Here is an 18,948-nt window from a genome sequence, read left to right as displayed (position 1 = left end):
GTGTCAAAAAATCATTCGCATGATTTAAGTATCTATAAGAAGAACGGGCTTGGTTGGAACAGGCGCTCAACGTCTGGCACAAATTTCTTATCGGTAATAAACATGATCACGTGGTCACCTTGCTGGATCCGGCTGTTGCCGTTGGCAATGATCACATCATCGCCGCGCACGATCGCGCCAATGGTGGTACCTGGCGGCAGCTTAATCTCTTCGACCATACGGCCTACCACCTTGGAGGTGCTTTCATCGCCATGGGCAATCGCTTCAATGGCTTCGGCAACGCCGCGGCGCAATGAGGAGACGCTGACAATATCGGCTTTACGTACGTGCCCCAGCAGCGCGGAGATGGTGGCCTGCTGTGGCGAAATTGCGATATCAATCACGCTGCCCTGGACCAGATCGACATAGGCACGGCGCTGGATCAATACCATCACCTTTTTGGCCCCCATGCGCTTGGCCAGCATGGCAGACATGATATTGGCTTCGTCATCGTTGGTGATGGCAATAAATACGTCCACCTGCTCGACATGCTCTTCGGCCAGCAGTTCCTGATCGGAGGCATCACCGTAAAATACGATGGTATCGTGCAGTTGCTCTGCCAGTTCGGCGGCACGTTGCTGGTTTTTCTCAATCAGCTTCACGTTGTACGATTTTTCCAACCGATGCGCCAGTCCGGCACCTACGTTACCACCGCCGACGATCATGATGCGTTTATAGGGCTTTTCGAGCCGTTGCAGCTCACTCATTACTGCGCGGATATGCTGTGATGCGGCAACGAAGAACACCTCATCGCCGGCTTCGATTATGGTCGAGCCTTGCGGGCGTATCGGGCGGTCATGGCGAAAAATAGCCGCCACGCGAGTATCGATATGTGGCATATGCTCACGCATGGCAGACAGAGCATTCCCCACCAGTGGGCCGCCATAATAGGCCTTCACAGCGGCGATGCTGACCTTGCCGTCGGCAAAGTTCACCACCTGCAAGGCGCCAGGGTATTCGATCAGCTTGTAGATGTAATCGATAACCAACTGCTCGGGTGAGATCAGGTGGTCGATGGGCACCGCTTCTGGATGGAATAGCTTCTCGGACTCACGGATATAATCCGGCGCCCGGATCCGTGCAATGCGGTTCGGGGTGTTAAACAGCGTATAAGCGATCTGGCAGGCGACCATATTGGTTTCGTCAGAGTTGGTGACGGCAACCAGCATATCGGCATCTTCGGCACCGGCTTCACGTAACACACGTGGGTGGGAGCCGTGCCCCTGGACGACGCGCAGGTCAAACTTGTCCTGCAACTGGCGTAGGCGCCCGGTATCGGTATCGACCACGGTGATATCGTTATTTTCACCCACCAGGTTTTCAGCCAGTGTTCCGCCTACTTGTCCTGCGCCAAGAATAATTATTTTCATCGATTTCTCTGCTCGATCTGCGACGGCCGTAGCCGATAGTTGAGAATGCCCGCGGGCGCTCCCTGAACAGTTATATTTTAATCAGCTTAGCGTAAAAGAAACCATCGCCATCCTCAGGATGAGGAAGATTCTGTTTACCTGGTGATTGTACATCGCCGGTTTCAACCAGCTTGGCATCGCCGTGACGTTGCAGGAACGCGGCCATCTGCTCGCTATTTTCCTGCGGCAGAATAGAGCAGGTGGCATAGACCATCACGCCGCCGGGTTTCAGGCGTGGCCAGATGGCTTCCAAAATCTCACTCTGTAAGGCGGCCAGTTCGGCGATATCGCTGTCACGACGCAGCCATTTGATATCCGGGTGGCGGCGAATAACGCCGGTGGCGGAACAAGGGGCATCTAACAGGATACGATCGAACTGTTGGTCACCGCACCATTCCTGCGGGGTGCGGCCATCACCCTGGCGAACTTCTGCATGCTGGCGCAGGCGCTGCAGGTTTTCTTTCACCCGGCTTAAACGCTGTTCGTCAATATCCACGGCGAGCACGTGAGCTTTAGGAGCGGCTTCCAGAATATGGGTCGTTTTGCCGCCGGGGGCTGCGCAAAGATCGAGGATCTGTTCGCCGTTTTGCGGATCCAGCAGATCAACGCAACCTTGAGCGGAGGCGTCTTGTACCGTTACCCAGCCCTCGGAGAAGCCGGGCAAGTCCGTTACTGGGCACGGGGCCAACAAGCGCACTGCGTCGCGATACTCCGCATGAGGCTCGGCAGCAATGCCAGCCTGCTGCATAAGCTGCAGATAATCTTCACGGGTATGGTGCAGACGATTAACGCGCAGCCACATTGGCGGCTTCTGATTATTGGCATCAACGATCTGTTCCCACTGTGCCGGATAAGCCAGTTTGATGCGTTTAAGCAACCAGCTAGGGTGCAGATAGCGGCTTTCGTTATTGGCTGCACGTGCCAGCAGTTCTTCTTGCTGGCGTTGGAACTGGCGCAGTACACCGTTAATCAATCCTTTCAGCTGTGGGCGCTTCAAGGCGACCGCGCCTTCAACCGTTTCGGCTAACACTGCGTGCGGTGGAATACGGGTATACAGCAACTGATACAGGCCAACCATCAGCAAATAGTGCAGTGGGCGCTGTTTACCGGTCATAGGCTTTGCCATTAACTGCTGGATGCACCATTCGAGCTGCGGCAGCACCCGCAGCGTACCAAAGCAGAGCTCCTGCAATAGCCCACGGTCTTTATCAGAAATGTTTTTTTGTAATGCGGGCAAAATGGTGCTGAGCGACTGCCCTTGATCCAGTACCTGGCCGATGGCCTTGGCAGCAATGCTTCGGAGATTGTAATTGTTTTTCATAGGCTAAGGCGGATTACGATCGGCATTAAGAAACGAACAGCCCGGCAACAATGGCCGGGCAATGGGAGTGGCTTATAACCGGTTGCCCGGCGTGAACCATTCGCGGCGAGAATTCAGTAAATCTTGTGCCGACATCGGTTTTTTACCAGCAGGCTGGAGCTGCGTGAGGTTGAGAATACCTTGCGCGGTAGCCACCTGAATGCCGTGCTTGTCGGCGTGCACGATAGTACCCGGTTCTGCGTTGGCGGTTTCCGCCAGCACGGTTGCCTGCCAGACTTTCACCGGTTGATCGTCGATGGTGAAATAGCTGATTGGCCAAGGGTTGAAAGCACGAATACAGCGTTCCAACTGTTCGGCAGAAAGGCTCCAATCCAGGCGTGCCTCTTCCTTGCTCAGCTTTTCTGCGTAGGTCACCAGCGCTTCGTCTTGAACTTCTCGCTGCACCGTACCCGCCGCCAATTGCTGCAAGGTAATCAACAGCCCTTGTGGCCCCAGTTCTGCCAGCTTGTTGTACAGGCTGGCACTGGTATCCGTGGCTTCGATCGAGCAAGCGATCTTGTGCATCATGTCGCCGGTATCGAGACCCACGTCCATTTGCATGATGGTTACGCCAGTTTCGCTATCGCCAGCCCACAAAGCGCGTTGGATCGGTGCCGCACCGCGCCAGCGTGGCAGCAGAGAACCATGAACGTTGATACAGCCCAGGCGAGGCATATCCAGCACGGCTTTCGGCAGGATCAGGCCATAGGCTACCACCACCATCACGTCCGCATTCAGGTCGGCAACCAGATGCTGATTCTCTTGCGGGCGCAGTGACTTAGGCTGGAAAACGGGGATTTGATGCTGTTCGGCCAGCACCTTGACCGGGCTTGGCGTCAGTTTGTTACCGCGGCCTGCGGGGCGATCGGGCTGGGTGAAGACGCCGACCACCTGGTGCCCAGATGACAACAGCGCGTCTAGGTGACGCGCTGCAAAGTCTGGAGTTCCGGCAAAAATAATCCGTAAAGAGTCAGACACGTTGATTTCCTGATCGGTTAGGCGCGAGCTTCAAGCTTGGCCATTTTTTCCAGTTTCTGACGGATACGTTGGCGTTTCAACGGCGACAGGTAATCGACAAACAGTTTGCCAACCAGATGATCCATTTCGTGCTGGATACAGATTGCCAGCAGGTCATCGGCCTCAAGCTCAAAAGGTTGTCCTTCACGATTGAGGGCGCGGATCTTCACTTTCTCTGCGCGTGGCACCAGGGCGCGTTGCTCAGGGATGGAAAGGCAGCCTTCTTCGATACCGGTTTCACCGCTTTTTTCCAGCAGTTCCGGGTTGATCAACACCAGGCGTTGATCGCGGTTTTCAGAAACGTCGATGACAATAATGCGCTGATGAATATCGACCTGTGTCGCAGCCAGGCCAATGCCTTCCTCTGCGTACATGGTTTCAAACATATCATCCACGATGCGCTGGATATCTGCATTGACTTCTTTTACCGGGGCCGCAATTTTGCGTAGCCGCTCGTCTGGGAAATGTAATACCTGCAAGACTGACATATATCTTAAGATCTGTATCCGAGTGATGAACAGTGATTAGCTTCTATTCTAGACATTTCTTGGCCTGATTGACAGCATCCCAGACCAATTGCACGAATTGGTAATCCCCTAATTGCAGCGAGGGAATGCTCCATGCGGCCAGAAGAAATCGCTCTACGTATGCATGCGGTGACAAAGATCGACGCCCCGCAGGCCAGCCAGATTATCGATCGCCTGATTGCCGAAGGCGGCGATCCTTATCGGTTGCTTAAGCCCCTGGGGCTGAATGACCAGCAGCAAAGGCAGTTTCGGCGGGGGCATGGGCAATATCTCAAGGCAACGCTCAACTGGCTGGAGCAGCCGGGCAATCAGATGGTGCGATACGGTGAGCCAGCGTATCCCGAACTCTTGGCGCATATCGATGACGCGCCGTTATTACTGATGGTGCAGGGCGATATAGAGGTTTTGCAACAGCCGCAAATCGCTATGGTGGGTAGCCGTCAGTTCAGCCACTATGGCGAGCAGTGGGGCAGTTACTTTGCCAGCGGGTTGGTGCATTGCGGTTTCGCCATCACCAGCGGCTTGGCGATTGGCATTGACGGGATTTGTCACCGTGCCACTTTGGAGGCTGAAGGGGTCACCATTGCGGTATTGGGTAGCGGTCTGGCAAATATCTACCCACGCCGCCATCGCCGGCTGGCGGAGCAAATCATTGAGCAGGGTGGCGCGGTGATTTCCGAGCATCTGGCTACCGATTTGCCGCTGGCGGCTCATTTCCCGCGTCGTAACCGTATTATTAGTGGGTTAAGCGCGGGCGTGGTGGTCATAGAGGCTTCATTGCGTAGCGGGTCGCTGATCACCGCGCGCTATGCGTTAGAACAGGGGCGCGAAGTGTTTGCCCTGCCGGGAGCATTGGGTAACCCGATGAGCGAGGGAACTCATTGGCTGATCCAGCAGGGGGCCAGCCTGGTCACCGGCCCAAAAGATATCGCAGAACAGCTGGGAAGTGGGCTGCAATGGCTGTCCGTGAGCGAAAATACAACTATTTCTGCATCAGAGGCCGAAGTTGAATTGCCATTTGCCGATGTGTTGGCTAACGTAGGAGATGAGGTGACACCTGTTGACGTCGTCGCTGAACGTGCCGGCCAACCTGTGCCAGAGGTAGTAATCAAATTACTCGATCTGGAGTTAGCAGGTTGGATCGCAGCTGTACCCGGCGGCTATGTCCGAATAAGGAGGGCATGCCATGTTCGACGTACTCATGTATTTGTTTGAGACCTATATCCACAATGAGCCAGAGATGCACGTTGATCAGGATACCTTGACCGACGATCTTACCGAAGCAGGATTTGATCGTGATGATATCTTCAACGCGTTGAATTGGCTCGAAAAGCTTGCAGACCTCCAGGAAGGCGAGAATGCCCCTTATTTTATGGATGCCGATCCGCTGGCTATGCGGATCTACACCGAAGAAGAGAGCGTGCGTTTAGATGCCGGTTGCCGTGGTTTTCTCCTGTTCCTAGAACAGATCCAGGTATTGAACCTCGAAACCCGTGAAATGGTTATCGATCGTGTTATGGCTTTGGATAATACGGAATTTGATCTCGAAGATCTGAAATGGGTAGTGCTGATGGTGTTGTTCAATATCCCCGGATATGAGAGCGCCTATCAGCAGATGGAAGAACTGTTATTTGAAGTAAACGAAGGTTACCTGCACTGAGTAGGTAACAGGCATAGAAGACGTTATGACAAAACCAGCGATTTTTGCCGCGAGGCAAAATGAACCCTGTCCGGAATGCGGGGCCGAGTTGGTGATCCGCAGTGGTCGCCACGGCCCCTTTCTCGGCTGTTCTCAATATCCGCAGTGCGAGTATATCCGGCCTTTGAAAGCGCAGGCGGATGGCCATATCGTCAAAGTGCTGGAGGGCCAGCAATGCCCGAAATGCCAGGCAACGCTGGTGTTGCGCCAGGGACGTTATGGCATGTTTATCGGTTGCAGCCATTATCCCGACTGCGATCATACTGAAGTGATCGACAAACCGGATGAAACCAGCATCGCCTGCCCTCAGTGTGGCCAAGGCCAACTGCTGCAGCGCAAATCTCGCTATGGCAAGGTGTTCCATTCCTGCGATCGCTATCCGGAATGTCAGTTTGTACTCAATTTTAAACCCGTCGCCGGTGAGTGTGCTTACTGCCACTATCCATTACTGATGGAAAAGCGCACGGCAAAAGGCCCAACGCTTTGCTGCGCCAGTAAACTGTGCGGAAAACCCGTCGCTATCTCAGAATAATCAAGCTATGAACCCAGAACAAACTTCCGCATTCGCGCCTATTATTGCCGCGCTGGAAAACCAGCAAGTAATCGCTTATCCAACAGAAGCGGTATTCGGTCTGGGGTGTGACCCAGATAGCGAACAGGCCGTCAGACAGCTGTTGGCCTTGAAACAACGTCCGTGGGAAAAAGGCTTGATCCTGATCGCTGCCGATTATGCTCAGCTAGCGCCGTATATTGATGATGGCGCATTGAACGAGCAGCAGCGTGCCACGATCTTTGCCAGTTGGCCTGGCCCGGTAACCTGGGTGATCCCGGCAAAACCGCAAACGCCAGCCCTGCTGACAGGGCGCTTTAGTTCGTTGGCCGTGCGCGTTAGCGATCATCCTTTGGTGCAACAGCTGTGCCGCCAGTTCGGTAAGCCGCTGGTGTCAACCAGTGCCAACTTAAGCGGTGAGGAGCCGTGCCGCACCGTAGCCGAAGTGATACAGCAGTTTGGTGACGCTTTCCCGGTGCTGGCAGGTAACGTGGGTGGCCGGTTAAACCCTTCTGAAATCAGAGATGCTTTGACCGGTGAGCAGATCCGTCAGGGCTAGAGGCTAGATCTATGGAGAAGTTCGCGGTATTCGGTAACCCGATTGCTCATAGCAAGTCCCCACGCATCCACGCGCTGTTTGCGCAGCAAACCGGGATCGAACACCCCTACGGCACGGTACTGGCTCCGTTGGACGGATTTGTACCTACCTTGCAACGGTTTATTGCTGCTGGTGGCCAAGGGGCCAACGTCACCGTCCCTTTTAAAGAATGTGCCTATGAGGCAGCAAGCGAACTTAGCGAAAGGGCGGCAATGGCCGGTGCGGTGAATACGCTAAAGGTATTGCCCGATGGAAAGCTGCTGGGGGATAACACCGACGGTATCGGTTTGCTGTCTGATCTTGAACGCCAACGTTTGATTCTGCCAAGTGACCGCGTGTTGCTGGTTGGAGCCGGTGGTGCTGCGCGCGGCGTGATCCTGCCATTGCTCTCTTTTGGTTGTGAAGTGGTGTTGACCAACCGCACCTTCAGCCGTGCCGAGGAGTTGGCAGCGGCGTTCCGGCATCTGGGGGAGATCGCTGCCTTGCCGCTGGATCGGCTGGATCAACAGCATTTTGATTTAGTGATCAACGCGACTGCTTCAGGATTCAAGGGGGAGATCCCGGCACTGCCTGACAGTATTATCCACAGCACGACCCGGTGCTATGACATGTTCTACCAACAGGGCAGCACCCCATTCCTGGCCTGGGCTCAGCAGTTGGGGGCGCAACATTATGCGGACGGTTTAGGCATGCTGGTGGGGCAGGCTGCCCATGCTTTCTTTTTATGGCATGGCGTGATGCCGGAGATCGAACCGGTATTGCAGCAATTACGTCAGGAAATGGCGGTGTGAGGGGGCCCCGCTCTGGCAAGCAGGGCGGGGCAGTTAGATATCTTCACTGAGATATTCGTCTTTCCAACGTACATAGTTATTGGCCGAATAGCGTAGCCCTTCCAGTTCCGCCGGGGTCAAGGCTCTAACCCGGCGTGCAGGGCTGCCTACATATAAGTAGCCACTCTCCAGATGCTTGCCGGGTGCGACCAGGCTACCTGCACCAATCATCACATCATCTTCTATTACGGCACCGTCGAGCAGAATGGAGCCCATCCCCACCAAAACGCGATTACCGATGGTACAACCATGCAGCATGGCTTTATGCCCAACGGTGACATCCTCGCCGATCAGTAAAGGGTAACCCGCCGGATTATAATCGGATTGATGGGTGACATGCAGAATGCTGCCATCCTGGATATTACTGCGTGCGCCGATCTTTACCGCGTTGACATCACCGCGGATGGCAACCAAGGGCCAAACGCTGACGTCATCAGCCAGATCAACGTTGCCGATCACTACGCTGGAAGGATCGATCATGACGCGTTGGCCAATTTGAGGGGAGTAATGCAGATAAGGACGCACTGAATTGGACATGGGATTGCCTCGTATAAGGATCTTATTACCGGCAATACTAGACTTTGACGGTGGAATTACAACCAGTTAACACGGGGGATCGTCGGTAAAACGACCTTGATCGGGCAAGATCCGTGCGAAAGGGCGGAAAAGTGCGCAGTCGGTAAGAAAAGATCTAAAAAGGGGTTGTGGAAAAAAATGGGATCCCTATAATGCGCCTCCATCGACACGGAACATGTGAACAACTTCACAGAGTCTCCGGGGGTCGCAGAGAAAAAACCTGAAATTAAGGTTGACTCTGAAAGAGGAAAGCGTAATATACGCCACCTCGAGTTAGCAAGCGAAAGCGCGTAACTCACTGCTCTTTAACAATTTATCAGACAATCTGTGTGGGCACTCACAAGACGATATCCAGCTGCTTCGGTAGCAAAAAAATATCAAGTCTTGAAGAGTGACCAAGCAGTCATTCATGCGAATGAATGATTACGAAAGTTAATTTTCGAGCATCGCTGCACGAGTTGCAGCAAATCAAGCTTTTAATTGAAGAGTTTGATCATGGCTCAGATTGAACGCTGGCGGCAGGCCTAACACATGCAAGTCGAGCGGTAGCACAAGGAGCTTGCTCCTGGGTGACGAGCGGCGGACGGGTGAGTAATGTCTGGGAAACTGCCCGATGGAGGGGGATAACTACTGGAAACGGTAGCTAATACCGCATAACGTCTTCGGACCAAAGTGGGGGACCTTCGGGCCTCACACCATCGGATGTGCCCAGATGGGATTAGCTAGTAGGTGAGGTAATGGCTCACCTAGGCGACGATCCCTAGCTGGTCTGAGAGGATGACCAGCCACACTGGAACTGAGACACGGTCCAGACTCCTACGGGAGGCAGCAGTGGGGAATATTGCACAATGGGCGCAAGCCTGATGCAGCCATGCCGCGTGTGTGAAGAAGGCCTTCGGGTTGTAAAGCACTTTCAGCGAGGAGGAAGGGTTCGGTGTTAATAGCACTGTTCATTGACGTTACTCGCAGAAGAAGCACCGGCTAACTCCGTGCCAGCAGCCGCGGTAATACGGAGGGTGCAAGCGTTAATCGGAATTACTGGGCGTAAAGCGCACGCAGGCGGTTTGTTAAGTCAGATGTGAAATCCCCGAGCTTAACTTGGGAACTGCATTTGAAACTGGCAAGCTAGAGTCTTGTAGAGGGGGGTAGAATTCCAGGTGTAGCGGTGAAATGCGTAGAGATCTGGAGGAATACCGGTGGCGAAGGCGGCCCCCTGGACAAAGACTGACGCTCAGGTGCGAAAGCGTGGGGAGCAAACAGGATTAGATACCCTGGTAGTCCACGCTGTAAACGATGTCGACTTGGAGGTTGTGCCCTTGAGGCGTGGCTTCCGGAGCTAACGCGTTAAGTCGACCGCCTGGGGAGTACGGCCGCAAGGTTAAAACTCAAATGAATTGACGGGGGCCCGCACAAGCGGTGGAGCATGTGGTTTAATTCGATGCAACGCGAAGAACCTTACCTACTCTTGACATCCACAGAACTTTCCAGAGATGGATTGGTGCCTTCGGGAACTGTGAGACAGGTGCTGCATGGCTGTCGTCAGCTCGTGTTGTGAAATGTTGGGTTAAGTCCCGCAACGAGCGCAACCCTTATCCTTTGTTGCCAGCGCGTAATGGCGGGAACTCAAAGGAGACTGCCGGTGATAAACCGGAGGAAGGTGGGGATGACGTCAAGTCATCATGGCCCTTACGAGTAGGGCTACACACGTGCTACAATGGCATATACAAAGAGAAGCGAACTCGCGAGAGCAAGCGGACCTCATAAAGTATGTCGTAGTCCGGATCGGAGTCTGCAACTCGACTCCGTGAAGTCGGAATCGCTAGTAATCGTAGATCAGAATGCTACGGTGAATACGTTCCCGGGCCTTGTACACACCGCCCGTCACACCATGGGAGTGGGTTGCAAAAGAAGTAGGTAGCTTAACCTTCGGGAGGGCGCTTACCACTTTGTGATTCATGACTGGGGTGAAGTCGTAACAAGGTAACCGTAGGGGAACCTGCGGTTGGATCACCTCCTTACCTAAAGATATGCAGTTGCGTGCAGTGTCCACACAGATTGTCTGATGAAAAGTAATGAGCAAAGCGCTACCTGTTGATGTAATGAGTCTTCTGGACTCATGCTGATACGAGAAACGGTTAAACCCTGGGTTTAATCGGATTTTGTGTCCCCATCGTCTAGAGGCCTAGGACACTGCCCTTTCACGGCTGTAACAGGGGTTCGAATCCCCTTGGGGACGCCATCCGATAATGAGTGAAAGACATTATCACCGGTCATTCGTGACTGATTATCTTAAAGATGACTCTTGCGAGTCGTGTTTAAGATATTGCTCTTTAACAATCTGGAACAAGCTGAAAATTGAAACATGACAGCTGAAACTTATCCCTCCGTAGAAGTATTGGGGTAAGGATTAACCTGTCATAGAGTCTCTCAAATAAACAGCACGACAGTGTCTCTGTTTACAGAAACACCTTCGGGTTGTGAGGTTAAGTGACTAAGCGTACACGGTGGATGCCTAGGCAGTCAGAGGCGATGAAGGGCGTGCTAATCTGCGAAAAGTGTCGGTAAGGTGATATGAACCGTTATAACCGGCAATACCCGAATGGGGAAACCCAGTGTGTTTCGACACACTATCGTATGGTGAATACATAGCCATACGAGGCGAACCGGGGGAACTGAAACATCTAAGTACCCCGAGGAAAAGAAATCAACCGAGATTCCCCTAGTAGCGGCGAGCGAACGGGGAACAGCCCAGAACCTGAATCAGTTCTTGTGTTAGTGGAAGCGTCTGGAAAGTCGCGCAGCAAAGGGTGATAGCCCCGTACACTAAAATGCATTAACTGTGAGTTCGATGAGTAGGGCGGGACACGTGACATCCTGTCTGAATATGGGGGGACCATCCTCCAAGGCTAAATACTCCTGACTGACCGATAGTGAACCAGTACCGTGAGGGAAAGGCGAAAAGAACCCCGGCGAGGGGAGTGAAATAGAACCTGAAACCGTGTACGTACAAGCAGTGGGAGCACCTTCGTGGTGTGACTGCGTACCTTTTGTATAATGGGTCAGCGACTTATATTTTGTAGCAAGGTTAACCGTATAGGGGAGCCGTAGGGAAACCGAGTCTTAACTGGGCGAATAGTTGCAAGGTATAGACCCGAAACCCGGTGATCTAGCCATGGGCAGGTTGAAGGTTGGGTAACACTAACTGGAGGACCGAACCGACTAATGTTGAAAAATTAGCGGATGACTTGTGGCTGGGGGTGAAAGGCCAATCAAACCGGGAGATAGCTGGTTCTCCCCGAAAGCTATTTAGGTAGCGCCTCGTGAACTCATCTTCGGGGGTAGAGCACTGTTTCGGCTAGGGGGCCATCCCGGCTTACCAAACCGATGCAAACTCCGAATACCGAAGAATGTTATCACGGGAGACACACGGCGGGTGCTAACGTCCGTCGTGAAGAGGGAAACAACCCAGACCGCCAGCTAAGGTCCCAAAGTCATGGTTAAGTGGGAAACGATGTGGGAAGGCATAGACAGCCAGGATGTTGGCTTAGAAGCAGCCATCATTTAAAGAAAGCGTAATAGCTCACTGGTCGAGTCGGCCTGCGCGGAAGATGTAACGGGGCTAAACCATGCACCGAAGCTGCGGCAGCGACGCTCAGGCGTTGTTGGGTAGGGGAGCGTTCTGTAAGCCGTTGAAGGTGAACTGTGAGGTTTGCTGGAGGTATCAGAAGTGCGAATGCTGACATAAGTAACGATAAAGCGGGTGAAAAACCCGCTCGCCGGAAGACCAAGGGTTCCTGTCCAACGTTAATCGGGGCAGGGTGAGTCGACCCCTAAGGCGAGGCCGAAAGGCGTAGTCGATGGGAAACAGGTTAATATTCCTGTACTCGGTGTTACTGCGAAGGGGGGACGGAGAAGGCTAGGCTAGCCGGGCGACGGTTGTCCCGGTTTAAGCGTGTAGGGGGGTGTTCCTGGTAAATCCGGAACGCTACCAACCCTGAGGCGTGATGACGATGCACTACGGTGCAGAAGTAGTTGATGCCCTGCTTCCAGGAAAAGCCTCTAAGCATCAGGTAACATCAAATCGTACCCCAAACCGACACAGGTGGTCAGGTAGAGAATACCAAGGCGCTTGAGAGAACTCGGGTGAAGGAACTAGGCAAAATGGTGCCGTAACTTCGGGAGAAGGCACGCTGGCGCGTAGGTGAAGAGACTTGCTCTCGGAGCTGAAGCCAGTCGCAGATACCAGCTGGCTGCAACTGTTTAATAAAAACACAGCACTGTGCAAACACGAAAGTGGACGTATACGGTGTGACGCCTGCCCGGTGCTGGAAGGTTAATTGATGGGGTCAGCCGCAAGGCGAAGCTCTTGATCGAAGCCCCAGTAAACGGCGGCCGTAACTATAACGGTCCTAAGGTAGCGAAATTCCTTGTCGGGTAAGTTCCGACCTGCACGAATGGCGTAATGATGGCCAGGCTGTCTCCACCCGAGACTCAGTGAAATTGAACTCGCTGTGAAGATGCAGTGTACCCGCGGCAAGACGGAAAGACCCCGTGAACCTTTACTATAGCTTGACACTGAACATTGAGCCTTGATGTGTAGGATAGGTGGGAGGCTTTGAAGTGTGGACGCCAGTCTGCATGGAGCCAACCTTGAAATACCACCCTTTAATGTTTGATGTTCTAACTCGGCCCCGTGATCCGGGGTGAGGACAGTGTCTGGTGGGTAGTTTGACTGGGGCGGTCTCCTCCCAAAGAGTAACGGAGGAGCACGAAGGTTAGCTAATCACGGTCGGACATCGTGAGGTTAGTGCAAAGGCATAAGCTAGCTTGACTGCGAGAGTGACGGCTCGAGCAGGTACGAAAGTAGGTCTTAGTGATCCGGTGGTTCTGAATGGAAGGGCCATCGCTCAACGGATAAAAGGTACTCCGGGGATAACAGGCTGATACCGCCCAAGAGTTCATATCGACGGCGGTGTTTGGCACCTCGATGTCGGCTCATCACATCCTGGGGCTGAAGTAGGTCCCAAGGGTATGGCTGTTCGCCATTTAAAGTGGTACGCGAGCTGGGTTTAGAACGTCGTGAGACAGTTCGGTCCCTATCTGCCGTGGGCGTTGGAAGATTGAGAGGGGTTGCTCCTAGTACGAGAGGACCGGAGTGAACGCACCACTGGTGTTCGGGTTGTCATGCCAATGGCACTGCCCGGTAGCTAAGTGCGGAAAAGATAAGCGCTGAAAGCATCTAAGCGCGAAACTTGCCTCGAGATGAGTCTTCCCTGGGCCTTTAAGGTCCCTGAAGGAACGTTTAAGACTAAGACGTTGATAGGCTGGGTGTGTAAGTGCAGCGATGCATTGAGCTAACCAGTACTAATGATCCGTGAGGCTTAACCTTACAACACCAAAGGTGTTTTAGAGTAGACGACAATTTTCAGCGAAGTTCCGAGATTGGTTTCGATGGCGACACGAGAGTGAAGCGGTTGAAATGAAACGAATTTGCCTGGCGGCAATAGCGCGGTGGTCCCACCTGACCCCATGCCGAACTCAGAAGTGAAACGCCGTAGCGCCGATGGTAGTGTGGGGTCTCCCCATGCGAGAGTAGGACACTGCCAGGCATCAAATTAGCGTGCTGATATGGCTCAGTTGGTAGAGCGCACCCTTGGTAAGGGTGAGGTCCCCAGTTCGACTCTGGGTATCAGCACCACTTTATTTAAGTGGTTTAGAAGTTCGGCAGAAAAAAGAATCAAAAGAATTTGCTTGGCGGCAATAGCGCGGTGGTCCCACCTGACCCCATGCCGAACTCAGAAGTGAAACGCCGTAGCGCCGATGGTAGTGTGGGGTCTCCCCATGCGAGAGTAGGACACTGCCAAGCATCAATTAAGCCAAGAGGCCATCCGCAAGGATGGCCTTTTTGCTTTTGTGCGGTTTGAAATTCCCCATACTGGCTGACAGCCTGGCGATGAAACATTTTCACCTTCCCGTTGAATCCTCGACATGACGCTAAAAAAGCGCTATCTTCGGGCATCTAGAAGTCTAAACGTATAAACGGATGTGTGAGGGGTAAGCAATGCCGATTCGTGTTCCTGATGAGTTACCTGCGGTCAATTTCTTGCGTAATGAGAACGTGTTTGTCATGACATCCTCACGCGCAAAAACACAGGAAATCAGGCCGTTAAAGGTACTTATCCTCAACCTGATGCCGAAAAAGATCGAAACGGAAAACCAGTTTCTGCGTTTGCTTTCCAACTCGCCATTGCAGATCGATATTCAGCTACTGCGCATCGATAGCCGTGAGTCGAAGAATACGCCCACGGAGCACCTGAATAATTTCTACTGTAACTTTGAAGATATCCAGAATGAGAACTTTGACGGGCTGATCGTCACTGGCGCTCCGCTGGGCCTGGTGGACTTCTGTGATGTTGCCTATTGGCCGCAGATCGAGCGAGTGATCGAGTGGGCCAAGGATCATGTGACTTCAACCCTGTTTGTCTGCTGGGCAGTGCAGGCCGCGCTAAACATCCTGTACGGCATTCCAAAGAAGACGCGTGAGGTGAAGCTCTCCGGAGTGTACCAGCATCGTACGCTGCACCAACATGCCTTGCTGACCCGAGGTTTTGATGAAACCTTCCTGGCTCCTCACTCCCGCTATGCTGATTTCCCAACCGAGATCCTGCGGCAGTACACCGATCTGGATATCCTGGCTGAATCAGAACTGGCTGGCGCCTATCTGTTCGCTACCAAGGATAAGCGCATGGCCTTTGTCACCGGGCATCCGGAATATGACGCCCTGACGTTAGCGGGTGAGTATTGTCGTGATAACGATGCAGGCCTCAACCCGAGCGTACCGCTAAATTATTTCCCCGATGATAACCCCGAATTGCCCCCCGCAGCTTCATGGCGAAGCCATGGTCACCTGCTGTTTTCCAACTGGTTGAACTACTACGTTTACCAGATCACGCCGTTCGATCTGCGTCATATGAATCCTACCCTCGAGTAACATTTTTCTCTGCACCGGGTGGCTGAATCGAGGCCGCCCTGGTTTACCCTGCCGTTTTTCCTGCCAAACCTGCAACGTTTCAGCATCGATAACTTATTTAAAAACAATGTATTACCGGCATTCCTTTATCGTAATGGAACCGGTTTCCTGGTTAGCTATAAATGATAAATAATCTAATCAATTGATAGTAAAAGGTTAATAAAATATTTATTAAAAAAATGGAAATCGTTTTTGATTTTTAATTTTTGTTGGTTATTCTAGGATCCTGCGGGATGACATCTGACCAGTTGGCGGTCTTTTTTTCACCCGATTTCCGACAACAATGCTTCGCCTGGCCTGCAATGGCGGCGTGGAATGATGGAAAGGATCAAGACAATGACGCAACAGATGGTAGGCACAGAATTAGCGTTTACACAGGCTTTCGGCTCTGCAGAGCGGCAGATACTGACGGATGACGCGGTCGAGTTCCTGGCTGAACTGGTGGGGAAATTTACGCCGCAACGCAACAAACTGTTGGCGGCACGCGCCAGCTGGCAAGAGAAAATCGATCGTGGCGAGCTGCCTGGATTTATTTCGGAAACGGATTCCATTCGGCAGGGTGACTGGCAGATCCGCGGCGTTCCCGCTGACTTGCGCGACCGTCGGGTTGAGATTACCGGTCCGGTTGAACGCAAAATGGTGATCAATGCCCTCAATGCCAACGTCAAAGTGTTTATGGCCGACTTTGAAGACTCACTGGCACCCAGCTGGGACAAGGTTATCGACGGGCAGATCAACCTGCATGATGCGGTCAACGGCACCATCTCTTACACCAATGAAGCCGGCAAGATTTACCAGCTCAAACCCAACCCGGCGGTGTTGATTGCCCGCGTACGTGGCCTGCATTTGCCGGAAAAACACGTGCAGTGGCAGGGGGAAGCGATCCCTGGCGGGTTGTTCGATTTTGCACTCTATTTCTTCCATAACTATCGCCAACTGCTGGCAAAAGGCAGCGGCCCGTATTTCTACCTGCCGAAAACCCAGTCCTGGCAGGAGGCTGCCTGGTGGAGTGAAGTCTTTAGCTTTACCGAGGATCGCTTCGGGTTGCCGCGCGGCACCATCAAGGCCACGGTATTGATTGAAACCTTGCCTGCGGTATTCCAGATGGACGAGATCCTGTATCACCTGCGCGATCATATCGTCGGGCTGAACTGTGGCCGTTGGGACTACATCTTCAGCTATATCAAAACGCTGAAGAACCATGGCGATCGGGTGCTACCGGACCGTCAGTCCGTCACTATGACCCAGCCTTTCCTCAGTGCTTATTCTCGCTTGCTCATCAAGACCTGCCACCGCCGCGGTGCTTTTGCGATGGGGGGGATGGCGGCGTTTATCCCCAGCAAAGACGCCGAGCAAAACGCGGTGGTGTTGGGCAAGGTGCGTGCGGATAAAGAACTGGAAGCGACCAATGGCCATGACGGGACTTGGGTGGCACATCCAGGTTTGGCCGATACGGTGATGGAAGTGTTCAACCGCATCCTGGGGGAGCGGCAGAATCAACTAGAGGTGCTGCGTGAGAATGATGCACCTATCACGGCGGCGCAACTGCTGGAACCGTGTGACGGTGAGCGTACCGAAACTGGCATGCGCGCCAATATCCGCGTAGCGGTGCAATACATTGAAGCCTGGATCTCCGGCAATGGCTGCGTACCGATTTATGGCCTGATGGAAGATGCCGCTACTGCCGAGATTTCACGTACCTCAATTTGGCAGTGGATCCATCACGAGAAAAGCCTCAGCAATGGCCAACAGGTAACCAAGGCCCTGTTCCGCCAGATGCTGCAGGAAGAGATGCAGGTCGTTCGTAAAGAACTGGGTGAAGCGCGTTATCACGCAGGCCGCTTCGAAGAGGCGGCACAGCTGATGGAGCGTATCACCACGCAAGATGAATTAATCGATTTCCTGACCTTACCCGGCTACGAATTACTGGCCTGAAACCGTTCCTGACCTTTAACCCTACAGTATTGAAAAGGATAAAAATATGACGACCTCTCGTACCCAACAGATCCAACAGCTGGAACAGGAATGGAAATCAGCACGCTGGGAGGGCATCACCCGCCCTTACAGCGCCGAAGACGTGATCAACCTGCGTGGCTCGGTCAATCCGGTTTGCACGTTGGCGCAAAACGGTGCAGCGAAACTCTGGGAACTGCTGCATGGCAAATCCCGCAAAGGGTACGTGAACAGCCTTGGGGCGCTGACCGGTGGCCAGGCGCTGCAACAGGCGAAAGCCGGTGTCGAAGCGATCTATCTGTCCGGTTGGCAGGTAGCGGCTGATGCCAATACCGCTGCTGCCATGTATCCCGATCAATCACTGTATCCGGTCGACTCGGTCCCGACGGTGGTTGAGCGCATCAATAATACCTTCCGTCGGGCGGATCAGATCCAGTGGGCAAACCAGATTGAACCCGGCAGCAAAGGCTATACCGATTACTTCCTGCCGATCGTGGCGGATGCTGAAGCCGGATTTGGCGGCGTGCTGAATGCCTTTGAACTGATGAAGGCGATGATCGAAGCCGGTGCGGCCGGGGTACATTTTGAAGACCAACTGGCGGCAGTGAAGAAGTGTGGCCATATGGGCGGCAAGGTCTTGGTACCGACCCAGGAAGCTATCCAGAAGCTGGTTGCGGCGCGCTTGGCGGCTGACGTTCTCGGTGTGCCAACCCTGTTGATTGCCCGTACCGATGCCGATGCGGCGGATTTGCTGACCTCCGACTGCGATCCGTATGACAGTGCCTTTGTGTCTGGCGAACGCACCGCCGAAGGTTTCTACCGCACCCATGCTGGTATTGAGCAGGCCATCAGCCGTGGCTTGGCTTATGCCCCTTATGCCGATCTGGTGTGGTGCGAAACCTCAACGCCGGATCTTGAAGCAGCTCAACGCTTTGCCGATGCGATCCATGCCAAGTTCCCGGGCAAGCTGTTGGCCTATAACTGCTCACCGTCGTTCAACTGGAAGAAGAACCTGGACGATCAGACTATCGCCCGCTTCCAGGATGCACTGTCCGCCATGGGCTACAAATACCAGTTCATCACGCTGGCCGGTATCCACAGCATGTGGTTCAACATGTTCGATCTGGCACATGCTTATGCGCGTGGCGAAGGCATGAAGCACTATGTTGAAAAAGTGCAGCAGCCGGAATTTGCCGCAGTCGAGCGTGGCTACACCTTTGCTTCGCATCAGCAGGAGGTGGGGACCGGCTACTTCGATAAGGTAACCACCATTATTCAGGGGGGCGCTTCCTCGGTAACGGCACTGACCGGTTCCACCGAAGAACAGCAGTTCTGATCCCCAAGGGGCCTGGCATGGCGC

General features: G+C 53.5%; 13 protein-coding genes, 2 tRNA genes and 4 rRNA genes. 14 read left to right on the top strand and 5 right to left on the bottom strand.

Features of this window, described 5'->3' with window-relative positions; translation table 11 throughout:
• Positions 1–32 precede the first annotated feature (32 nt).
• The 4 genes from trkA to def all read right to left on the bottom strand — a co-directional run bounded on the left by trkA (position 33) and on the right by def (position 4,313).
• Positions 33–1,409: a Trk system potassium transporter TrkA gene (gene trkA, locus KGP21_RS26320; protein WP_021182211.1), complete on the bottom strand. Its 1,377-nt coding sequence runs from the start codon at positions 1,407–1,409 to the stop codon at positions 33–35.
• Between the two features lie 70 nt (positions 1,410–1,479).
• Positions 1,480–2,769, bottom strand: coding sequence for a 16S rRNA (cytosine(967)-C(5))-methyltransferase RsmB (rsmB, locus tag KGP21_RS26315; RefSeq protein ID WP_223536543.1), 1,290 nt, complete (start codon positions 2,767–2,769; stop codon positions 1,480–1,482).
• A 72-nt stretch (positions 2,770–2,841) separates the two neighbouring features.
• The gene (gene fmt / locus KGP21_RS26310; RefSeq protein ID WP_071683074.1) at positions 2,842–3,786 is read right to left on the bottom strand and encodes a methionyl-tRNA formyltransferase; all 945 of its coding nucleotides are present in this window, start codon (positions 3,784–3,786) and stop codon (positions 2,842–2,844) included.
• A gap of 17 nt (positions 3,787–3,803) precedes the next feature.
• Entirely contained in the window at positions 3,804–4,313 is a 510-nt protein-coding gene (gene def / locus KGP21_RS26305; RefSeq protein ID WP_021182208.1) for a peptide deformylase, read from the bottom strand.
• A gap of 132 nt (positions 4,314–4,445) precedes the next feature.
• On the opposite strand from def, the gene dprA reads away from it, so the two are divergent.
• The 5 genes from dprA to aroE are packed head-to-tail and all read left to right on the top strand — an operon-like array spanning position 4,446 to position 7,990.
• Positions 4,446–5,567 carry a DNA-protecting protein DprA gene (gene dprA, locus KGP21_RS26300; RefSeq protein ID WP_059199488.1) on the top strand — a complete coding sequence of 374 codons (1,122 nt, stop codon included), beginning with the start codon at positions 4,446–4,448 and terminating at the stop codon, positions 5,565–5,567.
• Complete coding sequence (locus KGP21_RS26295; RefSeq protein ID WP_021182206.1) at positions 5,539–6,012, top strand: DUF494 family protein; 474 nt, start codon at positions 5,539–5,541, stop codon at positions 6,010–6,012. The genes dprA and KGP21_RS26295 overlap by 29 nt, the downstream gene beginning before the upstream one ends.
• Positions 6,013–6,037: 25 nt before the next feature.
• A complete protein-coding gene (locus KGP21_RS26290; RefSeq protein ID WP_021182205.1) occupies positions 6,038–6,583 on the top strand; it encodes a type I DNA topoisomerase in 546 nt (181 codons plus the stop codon).
• 7 nt (positions 6,584–6,590) lie between these two features.
• Positions 6,591–7,160 carry an L-threonylcarbamoyladenylate synthase type 1 TsaC gene (tsaC, locus tag KGP21_RS26285; RefSeq protein ID WP_021808117.1) on the top strand — a complete coding sequence of 190 codons (570 nt, stop codon included), beginning with the start codon at positions 6,591–6,593 and terminating at the stop codon, positions 7,158–7,160.
• A gap of 11 nt (positions 7,161–7,171) precedes the next feature.
• Positions 7,172–7,990 carry a shikimate dehydrogenase gene (aroE, locus tag KGP21_RS26280; protein ID WP_179249392.1) on the top strand — a complete coding sequence of 273 codons (819 nt, stop codon included), beginning with the start codon at positions 7,172–7,174 and terminating at the stop codon, positions 7,988–7,990.
• 33 nt (positions 7,991–8,023) lie between these two features.
• Here aroE and KGP21_RS26275 read toward each other — a convergent pair whose 3' ends face one another.
• Positions 8,024–8,566 (bottom strand): gamma carbonic anhydrase family protein, encoded by a 543-nt coding sequence (locus tag KGP21_RS26275; protein WP_021808115.1) that lies wholly within the window; start codon positions 8,564–8,566, stop codon positions 8,024–8,026.
• A 516-nt stretch (positions 8,567–9,082) separates the two neighbouring features.
• On the opposite strand from KGP21_RS26275, the gene KGP21_RS26270 reads away from it, so the two are divergent.
• The 9 genes from KGP21_RS26270 (at position 9,083) to aceA (ending at position 18,924) form a co-directional block, all read left to right on the top strand.
• Positions 9,083–10,623: ribosomal RNA gene (locus KGP21_RS26270) — 16S ribosomal RNA — on the top strand.
• A 145-nt stretch (positions 10,624–10,768) separates the two neighbouring features.
• Positions 10,769–10,844: transfer RNA gene (locus KGP21_RS26265), tRNA-Glu, on the top strand.
• A 242-nt stretch (positions 10,845–11,086) separates the two neighbouring features.
• Positions 11,087–13,994 (top strand): 23S ribosomal RNA (locus KGP21_RS26260).
• A gap of 104 nt (positions 13,995–14,098) precedes the next feature.
• A 5S ribosomal RNA gene (gene rrf / locus KGP21_RS26255) occupies positions 14,099–14,214 on the top strand.
• Positions 14,215–14,227: 13 nt separating this feature from the next.
• Positions 14,228–14,303, top strand: a tRNA-Thr gene (locus tag KGP21_RS26250).
• 52 nt (positions 14,304–14,355) lie between these two features.
• Positions 14,356–14,471: ribosomal RNA gene (gene rrf, locus KGP21_RS26245) — 5S ribosomal RNA — on the top strand.
• The 16S, 23S and 5S rRNA genes sit together here with 2 tRNA genes alongside, the layout of an rRNA operon.
• 195 nt (positions 14,472–14,666) lie before the next feature.
• A complete protein-coding gene (metA, locus tag KGP21_RS26240) occupies positions 14,667–15,596 on the top strand; it encodes a homoserine O-succinyltransferase (RefSeq protein WP_059199050.1) in 930 nt (309 codons plus the stop codon).
• A 375-nt stretch (positions 15,597–15,971) separates the two neighbouring features.
• Positions 15,972–17,570, top strand: a complete 1,599-nt coding sequence (gene aceB / locus KGP21_RS26235) for a malate synthase A (RefSeq protein WP_094982862.1) — start codon at positions 15,972–15,974, stop codon at positions 17,568–17,570.
• 46 nt (positions 17,571–17,616) lie between these two features.
• Positions 17,617–18,924 (top strand): isocitrate lyase, encoded by a 1,308-nt coding sequence (gene aceA, locus KGP21_RS26230; RefSeq protein ID WP_021180852.1) that lies wholly within the window; start codon positions 17,617–17,619, stop codon positions 18,922–18,924.
• The last annotated feature ends 24 nt before the right edge of the window (positions 18,925–18,948 follow it).

Origin of the sequence: Serratia sp. JSRIV004, assembly GCF_019968705.1 — a bacterium.
Taxonomy (GTDB): Bacteria; Pseudomonadota; Gammaproteobacteria; order Enterobacterales; family Enterobacteriaceae; genus Chania; species Chania fonticola_B.
The sequence above is the reverse complement of the archived record's forward strand: the minus strand, read 5'-3'. Positions and strand labels throughout refer to the sequence as shown.

Excerpts from the sequence above, each read along its gene's own strand:
- trkA (WP_021182211.1), bottom strand. The coding sequence starts at position 1,409 with ATGAAAATAATTATTCTTGGCGCAGGACAAGTAGGCGGAACACTGGCT.
- rsmB (WP_223536543.1), bottom strand. The coding sequence starts at position 2,769 with ATGAAAAACAATTACAATCTCCGAAGCATTGCTGCCAAGGCCATCGGC.
- def (WP_021182208.1), bottom strand. The coding sequence starts at position 4,313 with ATGTCAGTCTTGCAGGTATTACATTTCCCAGACGAGCGGCTACGCAAA.
- dprA (WP_059199488.1), top strand. The coding sequence starts at position 4,446 with ATGCGGCCAGAAGAAATCGCTCTACGTATGCATGCGGTGACAAAGATC.
- KGP21_RS26295 (WP_021182206.1), top strand. The coding sequence starts at position 5,539 with ATGTTCGACGTACTCATGTATTTGTTTGAGACCTATATCCACAATGAG.
- KGP21_RS26290 (WP_021182205.1), top strand. The coding sequence starts at position 6,038 with ATGACAAAACCAGCGATTTTTGCCGCGAGGCAAAATGAACCCTGTCCG.
- tsaC (WP_021808117.1), top strand. The coding sequence starts at position 6,591 with ATGAACCCAGAACAAACTTCCGCATTCGCGCCTATTATTGCCGCGCTG.
- aroE (WP_179249392.1), top strand. The coding sequence starts at position 7,172 with ATGGAGAAGTTCGCGGTATTCGGTAACCCGATTGCTCATAGCAAGTCC.
- KGP21_RS26275 (WP_021808115.1), bottom strand. The coding sequence starts at position 8,566 with ATGTCCAATTCAGTGCGTCCTTATCTGCATTACTCCCCTCAAATTGGC.
- metA (WP_059199050.1), top strand. The coding sequence starts at position 14,667 with ATGCCGATTCGTGTTCCTGATGAGTTACCTGCGGTCAATTTCTTGCGT.
- aceB (WP_094982862.1), top strand. The coding sequence starts at position 15,972 with ATGACGCAACAGATGGTAGGCACAGAATTAGCGTTTACACAGGCTTTC.
- aceA (WP_021180852.1), top strand. The coding sequence starts at position 17,617 with ATGACGACCTCTCGTACCCAACAGATCCAACAGCTGGAACAGGAATGG.